14 protein-coding genes are annotated in these 17,619 nt (G+C 62.2%); 8 read left to right on the top strand and 6 right to left on the bottom strand.

The genetic code is table 11. From position 1 onward, the window contains the following. The first annotated feature begins 1 nt into the window (after window position 1). Window positions 2-1,246 (top strand): cytosine deaminase, encoded by a 1,245-nt coding sequence (codA, locus tag EQV97_RS14775; protein WP_240889150.1) that lies wholly within the window; start codon window positions 2-4, stop codon window positions 1,244-1,246. A 107-nt stretch (window positions 1,247-1,353) separates the two neighbouring features. Beyond that, the gene (locus EQV97_RS14780; protein WP_240889151.1) at window positions 1,354-2,505 is read left to right on the top strand and encodes an MFS transporter; all 1,152 of its coding nucleotides are present in this window, start codon (window positions 1,354-1,356) and stop codon (window positions 2,503-2,505) included. A 635-nt stretch (window positions 2,506-3,140) separates the two neighbouring features. Here EQV97_RS14780 and EQV97_RS14785 read toward each other — a convergent pair. From EQV97_RS14785 to EQV97_RS14795, 3 genes are all read right to left on the bottom strand, one after another. Then, a complete protein-coding gene (locus EQV97_RS14785; RefSeq protein WP_240889152.1) occupies window positions 3,141-5,567 on the bottom strand; it encodes a TonB-dependent siderophore receptor in 2,427 nt (808 codons plus the stop codon). A 97-nt stretch (window positions 5,568-5,664) separates the two neighbouring features. Further along, on the bottom strand, window positions 5,665-6,648 hold the full coding sequence (locus EQV97_RS14790) for a FecR family protein (protein WP_240889153.1): 984 nt from the start codon (window positions 6,646-6,648) through the stop codon (window positions 5,665-5,667). Between the two features lie 40 nt (window positions 6,649-6,688). Further along, the gene (locus EQV97_RS14795) at window positions 6,689-7,189 is read right to left on the bottom strand and encodes a sigma-70 family RNA polymerase sigma factor (protein ID WP_122838715.1); all 501 of its coding nucleotides are present in this window, start codon (window positions 7,187-7,189) and stop codon (window positions 6,689-6,691) included. 223 nt (window positions 7,190-7,412) lie between these two features. Between EQV97_RS14795 and tynA the strand changes: the two genes are divergently transcribed. Continuing rightward, complete coding sequence (gene tynA, locus EQV97_RS14800) at window positions 7,413-9,698, top strand: primary-amine oxidase (RefSeq protein ID WP_240889154.1); 2,286 nt, start codon at window positions 7,413-7,415, stop codon at window positions 9,696-9,698. A 129-nt stretch (window positions 9,699-9,827) separates the two neighbouring features. Here the strand turns inward: tynA and feaR are convergent, their stop codons facing one another. The 3 genes from feaR to paaY all read right to left on the bottom strand — a co-directional run bounded on the left by feaR (window position 9,828) and on the right by paaY (window position 12,416). Next, the gene (feaR, locus tag EQV97_RS14805) at window positions 9,828-10,742 is read right to left on the bottom strand and encodes a transcriptional regulator FeaR (RefSeq protein ID WP_122838713.1); all 915 of its coding nucleotides are present in this window, start codon (window positions 10,740-10,742) and stop codon (window positions 9,828-9,830) included. Window positions 10,743-10,825: 83 nt separating this feature from the next. Next, window positions 10,826-11,749, bottom strand: coding sequence for a phenylacetic acid degradation operon negative regulatory protein PaaX (paaX, locus tag EQV97_RS14810; RefSeq protein WP_122838712.1), 924 nt, complete (start codon window positions 11,747-11,749; stop codon window positions 10,826-10,828). 70 nt (window positions 11,750-11,819) lie between these two features. Then, a complete protein-coding gene (gene paaY / locus EQV97_RS14815) occupies window positions 11,820-12,416 on the bottom strand; it encodes a phenylacetic acid degradation protein PaaY (protein ID WP_240889155.1) in 597 nt (198 codons plus the stop codon). Between the two features lie 371 nt (window positions 12,417-12,787). Here paaY and paaF point away from each other — a divergent pair, with 371 nt between their 5' ends. The 5 genes from paaF to pcaF are packed head-to-tail and all read left to right on the top strand — an operon-like array spanning window position 12,788 to window position 17,565. Then, the gene (paaF, locus tag EQV97_RS14820) at window positions 12,788-13,561 is read left to right on the top strand and encodes a 2,3-dehydroadipyl-CoA hydratase PaaF (RefSeq protein WP_122838710.1); all 774 of its coding nucleotides are present in this window, start codon (window positions 12,788-12,790) and stop codon (window positions 13,559-13,561) included. Between the two features lie 45 nt (window positions 13,562-13,606). Then, on the top strand, window positions 13,607-14,398 hold the full coding sequence (gene paaG / locus EQV97_RS14825) for a 2-(1,2-epoxy-1,2-dihydrophenyl)acetyl-CoA isomerase PaaG (protein ID WP_122838722.1): 792 nt from the start codon (window positions 13,607-13,609) through the stop codon (window positions 14,396-14,398). Between the two features lie 3 nt (window positions 14,399-14,401). Then, window positions 14,402-15,919: a 3-hydroxyacyl-CoA dehydrogenase PaaH gene (gene paaH / locus EQV97_RS14830; protein WP_240889156.1), complete on the top strand. Its 1,518-nt coding sequence runs from the start codon at window positions 14,402-14,404 to the stop codon at window positions 15,917-15,919. After that, window positions 15,912-16,361: a hydroxyphenylacetyl-CoA thioesterase PaaI gene (paaI, locus tag EQV97_RS14835; protein ID WP_122838708.1), complete on the top strand. Its 450-nt coding sequence runs from the start codon at window positions 15,912-15,914 to the stop codon at window positions 16,359-16,361. Before paaH ends, paaI begins: the two co-directional genes overlap by 8 nt. Beyond that, window positions 16,354-17,565, top strand: coding sequence for a 3-oxoadipyl-CoA thiolase (pcaF, locus tag EQV97_RS14840; RefSeq protein WP_240889157.1), 1,212 nt, complete (start codon window positions 16,354-16,356; stop codon window positions 17,563-17,565). Before paaI ends, pcaF begins: the two co-directional genes overlap by 8 nt. Window positions 17,566-17,619: the final 54 nt, after the last annotated feature.

Here is a 17,619-nt window from a genome sequence, read left to right on the forward strand (position 1 = left end):
GATGCATATCATCAACGCCCGCCTGCGCAACCAAGAAGGCCTGCATGAGCTGCACCTGGAAAACGGCCTGATCAGCAACATCGCCCGGCAGACCGAAGCCCCGACCCTGGGCCCCGAAGACCTGGACGCTGGCGGCAACCTGGTGATCCCGCCCTTTGTCGAACCGCACATTCACCTCGACGCCACCCTCACCGCCGGCGAACCGCGCTGGAACATGAGTGGCACGCTGTTCGAAGGCATCGAGTGCTGGAGCGAGCGCAAGGTCACCATTACCGAGGAAGATACCAAGACCCGCACCCGCAAAACCCTGCAGGCCCTCGCCGCCCATGGCATCCAGCATGTGCGCACCCACGTCGATGTCACCGACCCGCAGCTCACTGCGCTAAAGGCGATGCTCGAAGTGCGGGAGGAAAGCCGGCACCTGGTGGACATGCAAATCGTCGCGTTCCCCCAGGAAGGCATCGAGTCCTATCGCAACGGTCGCGAGCTGATGGAAGAAGCCATTCGCATGGGCGCCGACGTGGTGGGCGGCATTCCGCATTTCGAGTACACCCGGGACCAGGGCGTAAGCTCGGTGAAGTACCTGATGGACCTGGCCGAGCGCACCGGCTGCCTGGTGGATGTGCACTGCGACGAAACCGACGACCCGCATTCGCGCTTCCTTGAAGTGCTGGCCGAAGAGGCGCGCAGCCGCGACATGGGTTCGCGCGTCACGGCCAGTCACACCACGGCCATGGGCTCCTACGACAATGCCTACTGCGCCAAGCTGTTCCGCCTGCTGGGCCATTCGGGGATCAGTTTTGTTTCCTGCCCGACCGAAAGCATTCACCTGCAAGGCCGCTACGACAACTTCCCGAAACGTCGCGGGGTGACACGGGTCAACGAACTGCTCGAAGCGGGCATGAACGTGTGCTTCGGCCAGGACTCGATTGTCGACCCCTGGTATCCGCTGGGTAATGGCAACATCCTGCGGGTACTGGAGGCCGGTCTGCACATCTGTCACATGCTCGGCTACCGCAACCTGCAAAGCGCCCTGGACCTGGTCACCGACAACAGTGCTAAAGCGATGGCCCTGGGTGACCGCTACGGCCTGGAACGCGGGAGGCCGGCGAACCTGCTGATCCTGTCGGCAGACAGCGACTACGAGGTGATTCGCAGCCAGGGTTTGCCTTTGTATTCGGTGCGCAATGGCAAGGTGCTGATGAAACGGACGATGCCGCAGGTTGAGTTGTTTGGTCCGCGTTGAGTGATGGGTTGACTGCAACGCCTGTGCCACGATGTGCCCCTGCCTGACCGAACCTCACAGGACAGTCGCTGTCCCTTGGGGACGCGACGTTTTAACCAAGGATTGCAATGAGTAACCTCAACACCCCCACCACCTTCATCCCCGGACGCCTGGAGCAAATGTCCACGCGGGTCGCTTTTTTCATCGCCGGTTTTGGCATCGCCGCCTGGGCGCCCCTGGTGCCTTATGCCAAGGCCAGGGCCGGGCTGGATGAGGGCACGCTGGGGCTGCTGCTGTTATGCCTGGGGGTGGGCTCGATCCTTGCGATGCCAATGGCCGGTATCCTGGCCACGCGCTTCGGCTGTCGGCGAGTGGCGGTCGGCGGCACGTTGCTGATTTGTGCGGCGCTGCCATTGCTGGCAACGGTGACGTCGATACCGGCGCTGATCGCCGCCCTGTTCATGTTTGGCGCAGGCCTGGGCACGGTGGATTCGACGGTCAACCTGCAAGCGGTGATCGTCGAACGCGCCAGCGGCAAGACCATGATGTCGGGTTTCCATGGGTTGTTCAGTCTAGGCGGGATCGTCGGCGCAGCGGGGGTCAGTGCCCTGCTCGGCTTTGGCCTTACGCCGCTGATGGCGATGCTGGTGGTGGTGGTGATGCTGCTGATCGCGCTGTGCAAGGCGGCCCCCCACATGCTGCCTTACGGCAGCGAAAGCTCCGGTCCGGCGTTCGCCATTCCTCATGGCATCGTGCTGTTCATTGGCGGGATGTGCTTCATCGTGTTCCTCGCCGAGGGCGCGGCGCTGGACTGGAGCGCGGTGTTCCTGGCGCAGGAGCGCGGCATCGACACGGCCTATGCCGGGTTGGGTTACGCGGCGTTTGCCTTGACCATGACCGTGGGCCGCTTGACCGGTGACCGGATTGTCCGGCATCTGGGCGCCACCCGGGTGATTGTGTTTGGCGGGCTCACGGCGGCCGCGGGGTTGTTCCTGGCGACCTTTGCACCCAACTGGGAGTTTGCCCTGGTGGGGTATGCGCTGCTGGGCGCGGGTTGTTCGAACATTGTGCCGGTGCTTTACACCGCGGTCGGTAAGCAGACAGTGATGCCCGAGAGCGTCGCGGTGCCGGCTATCACTACCTTGGGTTACGCAGGGATCCTTGCGGGGCCGGCGGTGATCGGGTTTATCGCCCATGGCAGCAGTTTGAGCTTTGCGTTTGGGTTGATGGCGGTGTTGCTGGTGGCGGTGGCTATTGGCGGGAAGGTGTTGAAGGTTTGACTGCCGTATTCAGGTTTGGGTCCAGACCCGTTTCGGCGGTCTCGGCGCTCATGGCTCCGCGCCTACTGCATCTGATGTTTCGAGCTGCCGTAGGAGCTGTCGTTGGAGCTGTCGTAGGAGCTGTCGTAGGAGCTGTCGAGTGAAACGAGGCTGCGATCTTTTGATCTTGCTTTGTGTGCATATCCATTGCTGCGGTAACGGCGGCTTATGGTTCCGCTCTTACGGCGGGTCACTTTCGAAAAGGCTGCGCGCCCCGGCGCAAAGTAACCAAAGCGCTCTTGCCCCACCACTCGGCACCTCGCTCAGGCTCGGTGTGCCCTCACTCCGGCATTGCTCCGCGGGTCGCCGCGATGGGCCATCCCTGGCCCAGCGCGGCTAAACCGGCATCCTTGCCGGTTTCCCCGCTGCGCAATGCCTGCGTTCGGCCAGCGTGGTTTAACGGGGCGCCTGCGATCAAGAGCTTCGCCGTGGCGGCCTTCGGGCCGACCAAGGCATCAAGCCGGCGCGCTTCGCGCGTTTGTGTGCACACCCCAAGTTTGAAATCCACCTGTGGGTGGTGATGCCTGCGGGAGCAAAGCTGAACTGGCCTAATGATTTTGGACACTTCAATCCGTCGCTATGAACGCGACATGATCTTAAAACCCAACACTACCCTGCACAAAAAACGTCCGCGGCGCCCCCACATACATCCCCGCATTATTGTCGCTGGATCGGGTGAAGTACTGCTTGTCGAACACGTTCTTCACCCCCGCCCCCAGCTTCAGGTTCGACAGCGTCGCGCCAAAGTCATAGCCGCCACGCACGTTCCAGGTGACGTACCCCGGAATGTCGCCGTACTGACCATCCGCGGTGCCTTCGGTGATGTAATTGCCGCTGAAACTGCCATCGGCGTTCACTGCCGTGCCCGGTGAGCGCTGTTTTGACTGGGCGAACGCGTCCACGTTCCAGGTCCAGCGATCGACGTCGTAGCGCAGCCCGGCGGTGGCTACCTGACGCGAATAGAACGGCAAGTCGCGCCCCTTGAAGCCTGGAATTTCTCCTTCATACACCGCCCGGGTGTAGGTGAAGCCGGCGTTGGCCGTCAGGCCGTCGAGTCGTGGGTCCAGCGCGGCAAGGTCGTAATGCACCGAGGCTTCGAGGCCCTGGTGAGTGGTCGCACCGAGGTTGGTCCAGCCCGCGTCATTGCTGATGTACTGCAGTTCTTTATCGAAGTCGATGTAGAACAGCGTCACCTCCCCGCCCCACACGTCATCGTTGTAGCGAGTGCCGATCTCATAAGTCTTGGCCTTTTCCGGGTTCAGGCCGTTGGCCGTCTCGTCACCGGTGCCGCCCTGGCCGAGCTGGAAATATTGCAGGCTGCCAAAGGACGTTTCGTAGTTGGCGAACAGCTTCCAGGCGTCGGAGAGGTGGTACATCACACTCAGCGCCGGCAGCGGTTCGTTGCTTTCGATGCTGCGGTTTTTTTCCGCTACCGGCCTGCCCGCCGTGTCCAGTACCGGGCGATCGTGCCAGTCGGTGCTGATGTGTTCGAAGCGGATGCCCGGCGTTACTGTCCACTTGCCGACGTCGATCTTGTTGTCCAGGTAGACCGAGTTGGCCTCGGTGCCACCCGTGCGGTCCTGGTACACGTGCCCGTCGGCGCCCGGACTGACCACCGGCTCGTTGCTGTCGTTCAGGCCCAACCGGCTGGCCGATTCGTGCATGCCCTCCTTGAGGTAGCGATAACCGACGCTGACTTCCTGGGTGGTCTGGCCGAGGTCGAACACATGAGACACCCGCGGCTCGATGCCGAAGGTGTAGTAGGTGCGCGGGAAGGAACCGAGGGTTTTCTGATCGCGCGCGGCGATTTTGCTGCCACGAAAGCTGTCGTAATAATAAGTCAGCACTTCAGCCTGGGTGCGGTCATCGATCTGCCGCGCCCACTTGAACGATACCTCCTTGCGACGTCCAGTGAAGCTGTCGTTGTTGCGGTCGGACTGGAAAGGATTGGCGTCGTACTGCGCCTGGGTCAGACCGCCGGGCATATCGGCACTGGCGTCGTAGTAATGCAGATTGAGGCTGAAATCATCCACATCGGTGGGCGCCCAGTGGGTCTTGAGCATCACGTCATCGATGTCGTTGCCATTGTTGCGCTCACGGTAACCGTTGCCGTTGACGCCCGAATACAACAGCGCCACGCCCATGCCGTTGTCCGCCGTACCGCCGACGAACGCCGTATCGATGTGCTTCCAGCCACCGTGCCGCGAGGTTTCCAGGGTGGTGCCTATCTCGGCGGACGCTTGTTCAGGAATCGCCCGGGTGACGAAGTTGATCACCCCGCCCACGTTCTGCGGTCCATAACGGACCGAGCCGGCGCCGCGCACGACATCGATGCTGTCGAGGTTGCCGGAGGAGATCGGCGCCATCGACAGTTGCGGCTGACCATAGGGTGCGAAGGCTGCCGGTACGCCGTCAATCAACACAGTGGAGCGTGGCGACAGGCGCGACGTCAGGCCGCGCACGCCGACGTTCAGGGAAATATCGCTGCCCCCGGTGCCGTTGGCGTCCTGCACCTGCACGCCCGGTACCCGCTTCAACACGTCGCCGACTGTCATTGCGCCTTGCTCGACCATGGCCTCGCGACGGATCACCGTGCGTGCGCCGGCGTGGTTCTGCACCACGGCTGCATCGGCATCGCCGAGCCAATTGCCGACCACCTTGATATCCGTCACGCCGAGCTCCAGCGGCCCTTCCTGGGCGGAAGTCGGTGTGGGGGTCAGGGTCACCGAGCCTGCATCGATCTGATAATCCAGGCCGCTGCCCTGCAGCAGCTGGCGCAAGGCCTGCTCGGGGGAAAGGTTACCGTCCACGGCAGGTGCCTGTTTGCCGGCGACCAGCTCCGGGCTGAAAAAAACCTGCAGCGAAGTCTGCTGGCCCAGCTGACTCAAGGCCTGCCCCAACGGCTGCGCCTCGATGTGGATGGCGTCGGCAGCAAATGCCTGGGGCAGCGCGCAGTTGGCGGCCAAGGCCAGGGCCAGCGGCAACCAGGGTGATTTTTTGTTATGGGCGATGGTTTTTTTCACGTCGAAACTTGTCCTGTGAATCGCAAGAGCATGCGTTTGTTAATGCAAACCAGTTGCAGTTGGACAAGAAGACGAAGAACTCGAAAAAAACCTGAATCTATTTTGAAATTATTTCCTGACTGCCGTCATCGAGGGTGCGCACGGCTACCGGGAGAATGCTTGGCAAGGCCTTCAACAGGGCATCGGTGTTGTCAGATTTGAACACGCTGGTCAGGCGTAGATTGGCCACTTTGTCGTTGGCGACCGTGATCGGCTTGTCACGATAACGGGAGGCTTCGGCGGCCACTTCGCTCAGGCTCGCGTTATTGAACACCAGCTTGCCGCTGCGCCAGGCGGTCAGCTGCGCTGCATCCACCGCATACGCCGCGGCGACCTTGCCCTGGAGATCGACACGGGTGCCCATGCCGGCGACGAGGTCGATGGATGGGCCATCGGCAACGTCCCGTCCCTGGACCTTGACGGTGCCCTGCTCGACCACTACGCGGGTTTCGCCGACGTCGCGGCGCACATCAAAACGGGTGCCGGTCACCGTGACTCTGCCACTGCCCGACTCCACCACGAACGGACGATCGGCGTCGTGCTCGACGCTGAACATCGCCTCGCCTTCGGTCAGCTCGACGGCGCGACGGTGCTGCACAAAATGCACTTGAATGCGGCTGCGACTGTTGAGGTCGATCATCGAACCGTCCGGCAACGCCACTTGCCGACGCTCGCCCAGCGCCGTGGAAAACTCGCCAGTGTAGGTAGCCGGCTGATCCATCGTGGTGAACCAGCCCAGCCCCAGAGCCACGGCCAGCACGCTGGCGGCCACGGCATAACGCAGGATTGGCTGACGCGTGCTGCGCGCTGGCGGCACGTCACACAAGGCCTGCATACGCGCCGCCGGCAGCAGGTCCGCCGCCGACCACATCCCCTCAAGTACCTGGAATTCATAGTGGTGCTGCGGGTGCTCGGCCAACCAGGCTGCAAACTGCTGACGCTCCAGGACATCCACCACCGGCTCCTGCAAAACCACGAACCAGCGCGCCGCCTCATCGCGGACCGCCGTGGGTCCGCACGCGCAATCACGGGTATCCATCATGGAAGTTCCTGTTTGGCGGAGAATGGAAAGACGCGACCGATCATGATTGCAACCCATCCAGGCGATCGCGTAGATGCCGCAGCGTGCGGATCATATACTTTTCCACCATGTTCTTGGACAGTCCCAGGCGTTCGGCGATCTCGGCCTGGGTCAGACCTTCGATCTTCTGCCACACGAACACCTTGCGGCAATTGACCGGCAACTCGGCCAGCGCGCGCTCAATGGAATCGGCCAACTGGATCGCCTGCACGAAATGCTCCGGGTCGCCGCACGAGGACACACTGTGATCGATCGCCCCCGACTCCATGGCGCCTCGTCGATCCTCGCGACGATAGCCGTCCACTGCAATGTTGCGCGCTGTCTGGTGCAAATATGCACGAGGCTGCTCCACCGCCGCCGAATCCGACTCAAGCACTCGCACGAAGGTATCGTGGGCCAGATCCTCAGCCTGCTGACGATTTCTCAGGCGACGGGTCCAGGTGCCAACCAACTCTTCGTAATGCTCGAAAAAGCCGGGCCTGCGGGGCAGCTTGGGGGTCATTGCGGCGTGCTGTGGAGACGGGGCGTGAATAGTAATGCTTCCTATTAAACCTAAGCAATGGATTCAAGGCAGTTACCCAAGGGCAACTGGCATGCCCTTGTGACGTAACAGTTGATTTAGGCACAAAGCCCAAGGATTCTGGCAGGCAAACAAAGAAAGCCCTTCGCTGGCTGTAGCAAAGTGCAGGTATGCCGGTCACCTGCTGTCCTCAAGGAATTCGCCCATGTTCACCGCCGTCAAATTACCGATAAAAAAGCCCCTGGCCCGACTCGCACTGTCCGTGGCATTTAGCGCATTGTGCCTGCCTGGCTGGATTCCAAAGGCCACCGCCCACGGCGGGCATGCCGAAATGGTGCCGTTGCAGGCGGGCCTTGAGGAGTTTGGCGCGACGGTGAAGTGGGACGACTATGCCAACGTCTTCGTGATTACCCGGGACGGGGTGTACCTCAAGGTCAAGCCGGACACCAAGGTGGCGATGCTCAACGGCAAGCGCATCGAGCTGACCGTGCCGGTGGTGTTCAAGGGCAACACGGCCTACATGTCCAAGGACTTCATCAACCAGGTGTTCCAGTCCGGCCTGGACAAGACGTTCGTGGTCGAGACCAGGCCCAACCCGCTAAACCCCCTGAGCGCCGATGAAATCGGTCGTGCGGTGGAGATCGTCAAGCAGTCGGTGCACTACAAGCCCGGCTTTCGTTTCACCGATGTGTCCATCCACGAGCCGCCCAAGGATCAAACCTGGAACTTCGCCCTCACCGGCCAGGCCGTGAAGCAGCCGCGCCAGGCCAACATCGTGGTGCTCGATGGCAAGCACGTGATCGAAGCGTTGATCGATCTCGACAGTCGCATGCTCCTTTCCTGGCAACCGGTGGAAGGGGCCCACGGCATGGTGTTGCTGGATGACTTTGCCACCGTGCAGGCGGCCATCGAGGCCAGCCCCGAATACGCCCAGGCCCTGGCCAAACGCGGCATCGATGATGTGAAAAAGGTCGTGGCCACACCTTTGACCGTCGGTTACTTCGACGGCAAGGACGGCCTGGCGCAGGACAAGCGCCTGCTGAAGATCGTCAGTTACCTCAACATCGGCGACGGCAACTACTGGAGCCACCCCATCGAGGGGCTGGTAGCGGTGGTCGACCTGGAACAGAAGAAGCTGATCAAGATCGAGGACGGCGGCGTGATCCCGGTGCCGATGAAGCCCACCCCCTATGACGGGCGAGGACGGCCGGTGGTAGCCGTCAAACCGCTGGAAATCACCGAGCCCGAGGGCAAGAACTACACCATCACCGGCAACAGCATTCACTGGCAGAATTGGGACTTTCACGTGCGCCTCGACTCACGGGTAGGCCCGATTCTGTCGACGGTCACCTACGACGACCAGGGTAAAAAACGCAAAGTCATGTATGAGGGCTCCCTGGGTGGCATGATCGTGCCCTATGGCGATCCCGATGGCGGCTGGTACTTCAAGGCTTACCTGGACTCCGGCGATTACGGCATGGGCACCCTGACCTCGCCGATCGCCCGGGGCAAGGACGCGCCGGCCAACGCCGTCCTGCTGGACGCCACGCTCGCCGATTACACCGGCAAGCCCACCACCGTGCCGCGCGCCATGGCGATCTTCGAGCGCTACGCCGGCCCGGAATACAAACACCAGGAAATGGGCCAACCGAACCTGAGCACCGAGCGCCGCGAACTGGTGGTGCGCTGGATCAGCACAGTGGGCAACTACGACTACATATTCGACTGGGTATTCCAGCAGAACGGCACGATCGGCATCGACGCCGGCGCCACCGGAATCGAGGCAGTGAAGGGCGTCAAGACCAGCACCATGCGCGATGCCACGGCCAAGGAAGACACCCGCTATGGCACGCTGCTGGACCACAATATCGTCGGCACGACCCACCAGCACATCTACAACTTCCGCCTCGACCTGGACGTGGATGGCGAGAACAACTCGCTGGTGGAAGTGAACCCGGTGGTGGCGTCAAACGACCGGGGTGGTCCGCGCACCAGCACCATGCAGACCGAACAGCAAGTGGTCGGTACCGAACAGCAGGCGGCACAGAAATTCGACCCCTCGACCGTTCGCTTGCTGAGCAACTTCAGCAAGGAAAACAAGGTGGGCAATCCGGTGTCCTACCAGTTGATCCCCTACGCCGGCGGCACTCATCCGGTGGCCAAGGGGGCCAATTTCGGCAAGGACGAATGGCTCTATCACCGCCTCAGTTTCATGGACAAGCAACTCTGGGTGACGCGTTACAGCCCGGATGAAAAATACCCTGAGGGCAAGTACCCCAACCGCTCGGACAAGGACTCGGGGCTGGGGCAGTTCACCCAGGACAATCAGGCCATCGACAACACCGACAACGTGGTCTGGCTGACCACCGGTACGACCCACATCGCCCGCGCAGAAGAGTGGCCGATCATGCCGACGGAGTGGGTACACGTGCTGCTCAAACCGTGGAATTTCTTTGATGAAACGCCGACGTTGAATCTCAACAAAAGATAAACGCAGATGGAGCCAGGCACAAAACAACCTGAGGGAGCGAGGCCTGCTCGCGATGGCGGTGGGCCAGATACGATGATGTTTATTGACCAACCCATCGCGAACAGGCTCGCTCCCACAGGGGGTCGCCTTTCAGGCATGTTGCTTGCGGTATTCACCGGGTGAAATGCCGAAGCGTGATTTGAATGCCGTTGAAAAATAACTTGAATCGCAGAACCCCCAGGAATACCCCAGCACCGACAATTTCTGCTCGGACCGCGACTGGCGCAAGGATTCAGCACACAAATCCAGACGCCGGTTTTTGATGTACCGAGCCACCACCAGCCCTTTCCTGGCAAACATCCGATACAACCCGCGAGTCGACATGCCGACCTCCCGCGCCAGCCATTCGGGGCACAGCTCCTCGCAGCGAATGTGCTGGTCGATAAAGCTCAGGGTCCGGCGAAAGGCACGCTCGTGCACATCTGCGCAGTCGTCGGTGTGACTGATCGCCGGGCGCAGCAGGCTGACAATGGCCTCCAGCGTCGCTTCACTTTCCTGGCGGCTCAGGCATTTCTGCCGGGTCGCGTCGAGGATCAGGCGTCGGGACAACAGGGCAATCGGCGAACTTGCGGCGATCCGGTGACCGCAGCGCACCTGATTAAAACGCAAGGTCTGCTCGACCAACTGCGCCGGCAGGATCAACGACAACTGCCGGGAGTTCTCGCTGTAGGTAAAGTCGCTGGGACGCGAAGCATCGATCAGAGTGATGTCGCCGGCCGACAGCAACACCTTGTTATCGGCCTGGGCCATACCGGCAGTGCCATCGAGCTGGAACACCGCAAAGTATTTCCCCCCCTCCCCCGCCGCGACTTCCAGCGGAGTTCGATACAACCGCGCCTGGCACGCCTCGACAAAGCTGGCCTTCAGCGCGCCGTCCTGATGCTCCTGGATCTGGCCGGCAAAGTCGCTGCCCAGGGGTTGCGCATTAAAGGCGCCGCAGATCTGGTTGATCTGCTGGATCCACTGGTCGAACCCGTCACGGCGCTGTGCAATAGAAGAAATCATGTGGGGCCTCACGCAGGCTTGTTTTTATTATCTACGCCAATCCACGCATCCTCCCTGACCGCCACGCTCCTGCCTCTGGTGAGCTATTTCAGTCCACCGAAGCGTCGATAGAAGCTTTCTCCGACGTCGGGCAACGGGCCATCAGCGGTTTCCAGCGCAGTGTTCAGCCATTCCTCGGCCTTGGCGTAGATCAATCGGTAAATGTTGCGGCACAGCTGGCGTGCAGCACGGCCTTCCCAATCCCCGGGGAGTAATTCGTCCGGCAGTTGAGGATCGCGCAGCAGCAGTTTGCGGTACTCGTGAATAAGCAGGACGCGTGCCAGGAAGCAGTCGGCCGGCTGCAGGTTTTCCTGCTCGCGAAGCGCCTGCCAGAGCGGCCGGAACAGCTGGATGAACTCGCTGTAGTGGGTCGCCAGTTCTTCGATGTTCCAACTCTCGCGCACCTGCAGGCGCAGGGCTTTGGAGGCCAGCACATCCTGGGCCGTGGTCTCGAAAACAATGGTTTCTTCCTGGGCACCCAGGTCGAGCAAAGTCGCGTTCAGATCGCCGCGGTCACTGCGCGGGCAGGCCAGCACTGCCGGCGAGATCGCACCATAACCTTGCCACTCGAGCTCTTCGCGCACCTGTTTGCGCTTGTCCTGGGTCAGCTGGGTGAGCATCACCAGACTCCAGGAACCATCCCACGCCGGCACGGTTGAGCTGTAGACCCGCTTGAAAGCCTTGTCGAAACGCCGGCGGCCGGTGCCGGTCAGGCTGTAATAACTGCGCCGCCCGACCTTTTCGGAGGTCAACCAGCCTTCCTTGGTCAGGCGAAAAATCGAGGTGCGGATCAACCGCTCGTTAATGCCGATGGGTTCGAGCAATTGAATCAGGCTACCCAGCCAAACCGTTCCGCCATGCGGCTCGATGGCATCACCGTACAACGTGATGATCAGGGAGCTGGCGCGGATCGGCGTCTGTTCCTGGAAGCGGGTAATCAGATGGTTCAGGGGAATCAGGGACGACATGGGCGTACCGGGTTGAAAAAAGAAAAGGAATATACCGAAAGCCAGCCTGTGAACCCAATTCCCTTGTTGTTCACCAAGTGCTGCTCTTTGGCCGCAGGCCGCTGTCGCTGATTCGCCGGCGCTCGGGCTCCGGTTGCGCCAGCGGCTCGCAAACCTGCATCTGCTCCAGGCAGCGCTTGGCCAGTTGCTGATATTCGCGGGTGCCGGCCTGCTTCCATGCCACCTCTTCATCGCTGAGTGCGCGTTTGACGCTGGCCGGCGTGCCCATCACCAGGGACTGTTCCGGGCACTCGAATCCGGCTTTGACAAAGGCCGCCGCCGAAACAAAGGAACGCGGGCCGATCCGCGCGTTGTCCATCACCACCGCGTTCATGCCCACCAATGCATCGGCGCCGATCCGGCAACCGTGCAACACCGCGCCGTGGCCGATATGACCATTACGCTCGACCACCGTGTCGCTGTCCGGAAAACCATGCATCACGCAGGTGTCCTGCACATTGGCGCCCTCCTCCAGCACGATCCGGCCGAAGTCGCCCCTCAGGCTGGCCAAAGGTCCTACGTAGCAATGAGGACCAATGATCACATCACCGATCAACACCGCCGAGGGGTGCACATAAGCGGTGGGATCAACCACCGGGGTCAGGCCATCGAGGCTATAGCAGGTCATGGGACGTTCCTTGAAGCACGTGACAAAGCGTGATCGCAAAGCGATGCCTTTATGGAAGTATTTTGTATCACATCGTTTTTGTTAGCACAAAGACTAAAAAGCGTATCACTTGCCTCGCAGTGATCAATCGGCGGCGACCAGGGTCGCAGGATCAGCTTTAAACCCAATGATTACGAGAGTTCATAACCAGCTAAGCCCGAGAATCCGCTTTAACAGGAAAACCAAAGAATCTTTAATAAGACACGTTATTCTAATTTTACAGTTGCATTTGCGTATCACGTTGCAGGTATACTCCGGCAAAACCGGCCCACCGCGCCGATCCAATAATGAGCCGGCGTCACCGCCGAGCGTGCACCGTGAGGGCATCCGCCATGCCTCTAACCCTTGCTGTCGAGTTCATCGAGCCGGGTGTCCGCCTGATTACCTTGCAGCGCCCGCAAGCGCTGAATGCCCTGACCACCCAATTGCTGGGCGAACTGGCCGACGAACTGCAGGCCGCACAGGCCGATGCCAACACCCGCGTGGTGGTTCTGACCGGCAGCCGCAAAGCCTTCGCCGCCGGCGCCGACATCAAGGAAATGGCCGAGCGCAATCTGGTCGGCATCCTGGATGACCCGCGCCAGGCGTCATGGCAGACCATCACCCGCTTCAACAAACCACTGATCGCTGCCGTCAACGGTTTTGCCCTTGGCGGCGGCTGTGAACTGGCGATGCACGCCGACATCATCATTGCCGGTGAAGACGCGAGGTTCGGCCAGCCGGAAATCAATCTGGGGATCATGCCCGGGGCCGGCGGCACTCAACGCCTGCTGCGTGCCGTGGGCAAATCCCTGGCAATGCAAATGGTCCTGACCGGCGAGGCGATCGACGCCCGCCAGGCGCAACGGGCCGGCCTGGTGAGTGAAGTGACTCAACCGGAATTCACCGTCGAGCGCGCCCTGCACATCGCCCGCAGCATCGCCACCAAGGCCCCGCTGGCTGTACGCCTGGCCAAGGAAGCACTGCTCAAGGCCATGGACACCGACCTGGCAAGCGGCCTGCGTTTCGAGCGCCACGCCTTCACCGTGCTGGCCGGCACTCGCGACCGTGATGAAGGCATCCAGGCCTTCCAGGAAAAGCGCACGCCGAGCTTTACCGGGCAGTAACCGGTCCATACCCGAATTCGAACCTCGCAGAGAGCCCCCATGACCATGAACTTCGAACACATTCTGTTTTCCATCGAGGCTGGTGTTGCCCTGCTCAGCCTCAATCGGCCAGACCAGCTCAACAGTTTCAATGCACAGATGCACGGCGAAGTGAAGGAAGCGCTCAAGCAGGTTCGCCAGAACACAGACGTGCGCGTACTGCTGCTGACCGGTGAAGGCCGCGGCTTCTGTGCCGGGCAGGATCTGAGCGACCGCAACGTCGCGCCAGGCAGCGCCGTGCCGGATCTGGGCGAGTCGATCGAGAGGTTCTACAACCCGCTGATCCGCCAACTGCGCGACCTGCCGCTGCCGGTGATCTGTGCGGTCAATGGCGTGGCGGCTGGCGCCGGCGCCAACATTCCCCTGGCCTGCGACCTGGTGATTGCCGCCCGTTCGGCGAGCTTCATCCAGGCCTTCTGCAAGATCGGCCTGATCCCCGATTCCGGCGGCACCTGGACCTTACCGCGCCTGGTGGGCATGGCTCGCGCAAAAGCGCTGGCCCTGCTGGGCAATCGCCTGAGTGCCGAACAGGCCGAGCAATGGGGGCTGATCTACCGCGTGGTGGACGATGGCGAACTGCGCAACGAAGCCCTGACCCTCGCCCGTCATCTGGCCACGCAGCCCACTTATGGGCTGGCGCTGATCAAACGCAGCCTGAATGCGAGCCTGAGCAATACCTTCGACGAGCAACTGGAGCTGGAAAAGGACCTGCAACGCCTGGCCGGGCGTAGCGAGGATTACCGTGAAGGCGTCGGCGCGTTCATGGAAAAACGCACCCCAAGTTTCAAGGGGCGCTGAGTCATGACAGCACTGAACATCAACGCGCAGATCGCCGTGATCGGCGCCGGAGCCATGGGCGCCGGGATTGCCCAGGTCGCGGCACAGGCTGGCCATCCGGTGCTGTTGCTGGACAATCGCCCGGGCGCCGCCGCGCAAGCCATCGCAGGAATTGACCGGCAACTGGGCAAACGTGTCGAGAAAGGCAAGCTGTCGGCCCAGGCGCGGGTGGCAACTGTCGCTCGCCTGCAAGCGGTGGACAACATCGAGGCGCTGGCCGATTGCGCGCTGATCATCGAAGCCATCGTCGAGAACCTGGAGGTCAAGCGCGAGCTCTTTCGTCAGCTGGAAAGCCTCTGCGGCGAGCACTGCATCCTGGCCAGCAATACCTCGTCGCTGTCGATCACCAGCATTGCCGCGCAACTCGACCATCCGCAACGCATGCTCGGCCTGCACTTCTTCAATCCCGCGCCGGTGATGGCCCTGGTGGAAATCGTCTCTGGCCTGGCCAGCGATCCGGCGTTGGCCGCGTGCCTGTACGACACCGCAAAGTCCTGGGGCAAAAAACCGGTACACACCCGCTCGACGCCGGGCTTTATCGTCAACCGCGTGGCCCGGCCGTTCTACGCCGAAAACCTGCGTCTGCTGCAGGAAGGCGCAGCAGATGTCCCGACGCTGGACGCCTTGATGCGAGAGGCCGGCGGCTTTGCCATGGGTGCCTTTGAACTGACCGATCTGATTGGGCATGACGTCAACTATGCCGTGACCTGCTCGGTATTCGATGCCTATTACGGCGACACGCGCTTCCTGCCGTCATTGATCCAGAAAGAGCTGGTGGATGCGGGACGCCTGGGACGCAAGAGCGGCCAGGGGTTCTACTCCTACGCCGATGGCATCACCCGTGCGCAGCCCACTGAAGTCAACAGCCGCGCCGTCGTTGACACCTGCGTGGTGGAAGGCGATCTGGGCGTCGCCAATGCGCTCCTTGCGCGGCTGCGCGAGCGCGGAGTTGAAGTCATACAGCGCGATGGCCATGGCGTGCTGCGGGTCGGTGACGCGGTGCTCGCCCTGAGCGACGGGCGCATGGCCTGCCAGCGGGCCCGGGAAGATGGCCTGGACAACCTGATTCTGCTCGATCTGGCGTTTGACTATGGCCAGGCCAGCCGGATCGCCATCAGCTGCGGCGCCGACATCGACCCTAACGCAATGCAACAAGGCATCGCCCTGCTGCAACGCGCGGGGTTCAGCGTCAGCCAGCTCAGCGACAGCCCGGCGCTGGCCGTGTTGCGCACCGTCGCCATGCTCGCCAATGAAGCGGCCGATGCCGTGCTGCAAGGCGTGGCTTGCGCCGCCGACGTCGACCTGGCCATGCGTGCCGGGGTCAATTATCCCCAGGGTCCACTGGCCTGGGCCGACACCATCGGCCTGGCGCACGTTCTCAGGGTCCTGGAAAACCTGCAAGCCGGATACGGCGAAGAACGCTATCGCCCCTCGCTGCTCCTGCGGCGTCGGGTTGCCGAAGGGAGAACCTTGCATGACTAACCACGAAGCGATGCACCTGGCCAGCAACTGCGCGCAAACCATGCTCCAGCGCGACGCCGCCAGCCAGGGCATGGGCATGCGCCTGCTGTCGGCCGCACCAGGCTGTGCCCGGGTCGGCATGAGCGTGCGCGCCGACATGATCCAGGGGCACGGCACCTGCCACGGCGGCTACCTGTTCGCCCTGGCCGATTCGGCATTTGCCTTTGCCTGCAACAGCTACAACGACGCCACGGTAGCCATCGGTTGCAGCATCGACTACATCGCCCCGGCGCACCTGGGCGACACGCTGACGGCCGATTGCATCGAGCAGAGCCGTTCCGGTCGCACCGGAAATTACGACGTACGCATTGAAAACCAACAGGGCCAGCTGATCGCGCTGTTCCATGGCAAATCCTACAAAGTGCGCGGCACGGTGCTCGCGCAGGAGAACCCGAATGAATGATGCCTTGATCATCGATGCGGTGCGCACCCCCATCGGCCGCTACGCAGGCGCCCTCAGCAGCGTGCGCGCCGACGACCTCGGCGCCGTGCCGCTGCGTGAACTGCTGCGCCGTCACCCGCAGGTCGACTGGGCATCGGTGGACGACGTGATCTATGGCTGCGCCAACCAGGCCGGCGAAGACAACCGTAACGTCGCGCGCATGTCGGCACTGCTGGCCGGGCTGCCGGTTAGCGTTCCGGGCACCACCCTCAACCGCCTGTGCGGCTCGGGGCTGGATGCGATCGGCACGGCGGCACGGGCGATTCGTTGCGGTGAGGCCGGACTGATGCTGGTGGGTGGCGTCGAATCGATGTCCCGCGCGCCACTGGTGATGGGCAAGGCCGAGCAAGCGTTCTCCCGGGATGCAAACCTCTACGACACCACCATCGGCTGGCGCTTCGTCAATCCGCTGATGGAAAAAACCTTTGGCATCGACTCGATGCCGCAGACTGCCGAAAACGTCGCCGAGCAGTTCAACATCTCCCGCGCGGACCAGGACGCTTTCGCCCTGCGCAGCCAGCAACGGGCAGGCGCAGCGCAGGCCAGCGGACGCCTGGCACGGGAAATCGTCGCCGTGCACATCCCCCAGCGTAAAGGCCCGGCGAAAATCGTCGAACACGACGAGCATCCCCGTGGCGACACCACGCTTGAGCAACTGCAAAAACTCGGCACGCCCTTTCGCGTCGGCGGCAGCATCACCGCCGGTAACGCCTCGGGAGTCAACGACGGTGCCTGCGCCCTGCTGCTGGCAAGCCCCGAAGTCGCCAGGCGCCACGGCTTGAAAGCTCGCGGCCGGGTCGTCGCCATGGCCACTGCCGGCGTCGAGCCGCGCATCATGGGCATCGGCCCCGTACCGGCCACGCGCAAGGTGCTGGAACTGGCCAACCTCAGCCTGGCCGACATGGACGTAATCGAACTCAACGAAGCCTTTGCCGCACAAGGCCTGGCCGTGCTGCGCGAGCTCGGCCTGAGCGACAACGACCCGCGGGTCAACCCCAACGGTGGCGCGATCGCCCTCGGCCATCCACTGGGCATGAGCGGCGCGCGACTGGTCACCACCGCCTTGCACGAACTGGAAGAACGTCAAGGTCGCTACGCCCTGTGCACCATGTGCATCGGCGTGGGCCAGGGTATCGCGCTGATCATCGAGCGCCTGTCCGTCTAAAGAACCGCGATTCCCGGGGAGCCGAGAGGTATCCTTGGGGCATGCACTCAAAGC

Origin of the sequence: Pseudomonas sp. TMW22090 (assembly GCF_022496665.1) — a bacterium.
Lineage (GTDB): Bacteria > Pseudomonadota > Gammaproteobacteria > Pseudomonadales > Pseudomonadaceae > Aquipseudomonas > Aquipseudomonas gregormendelii.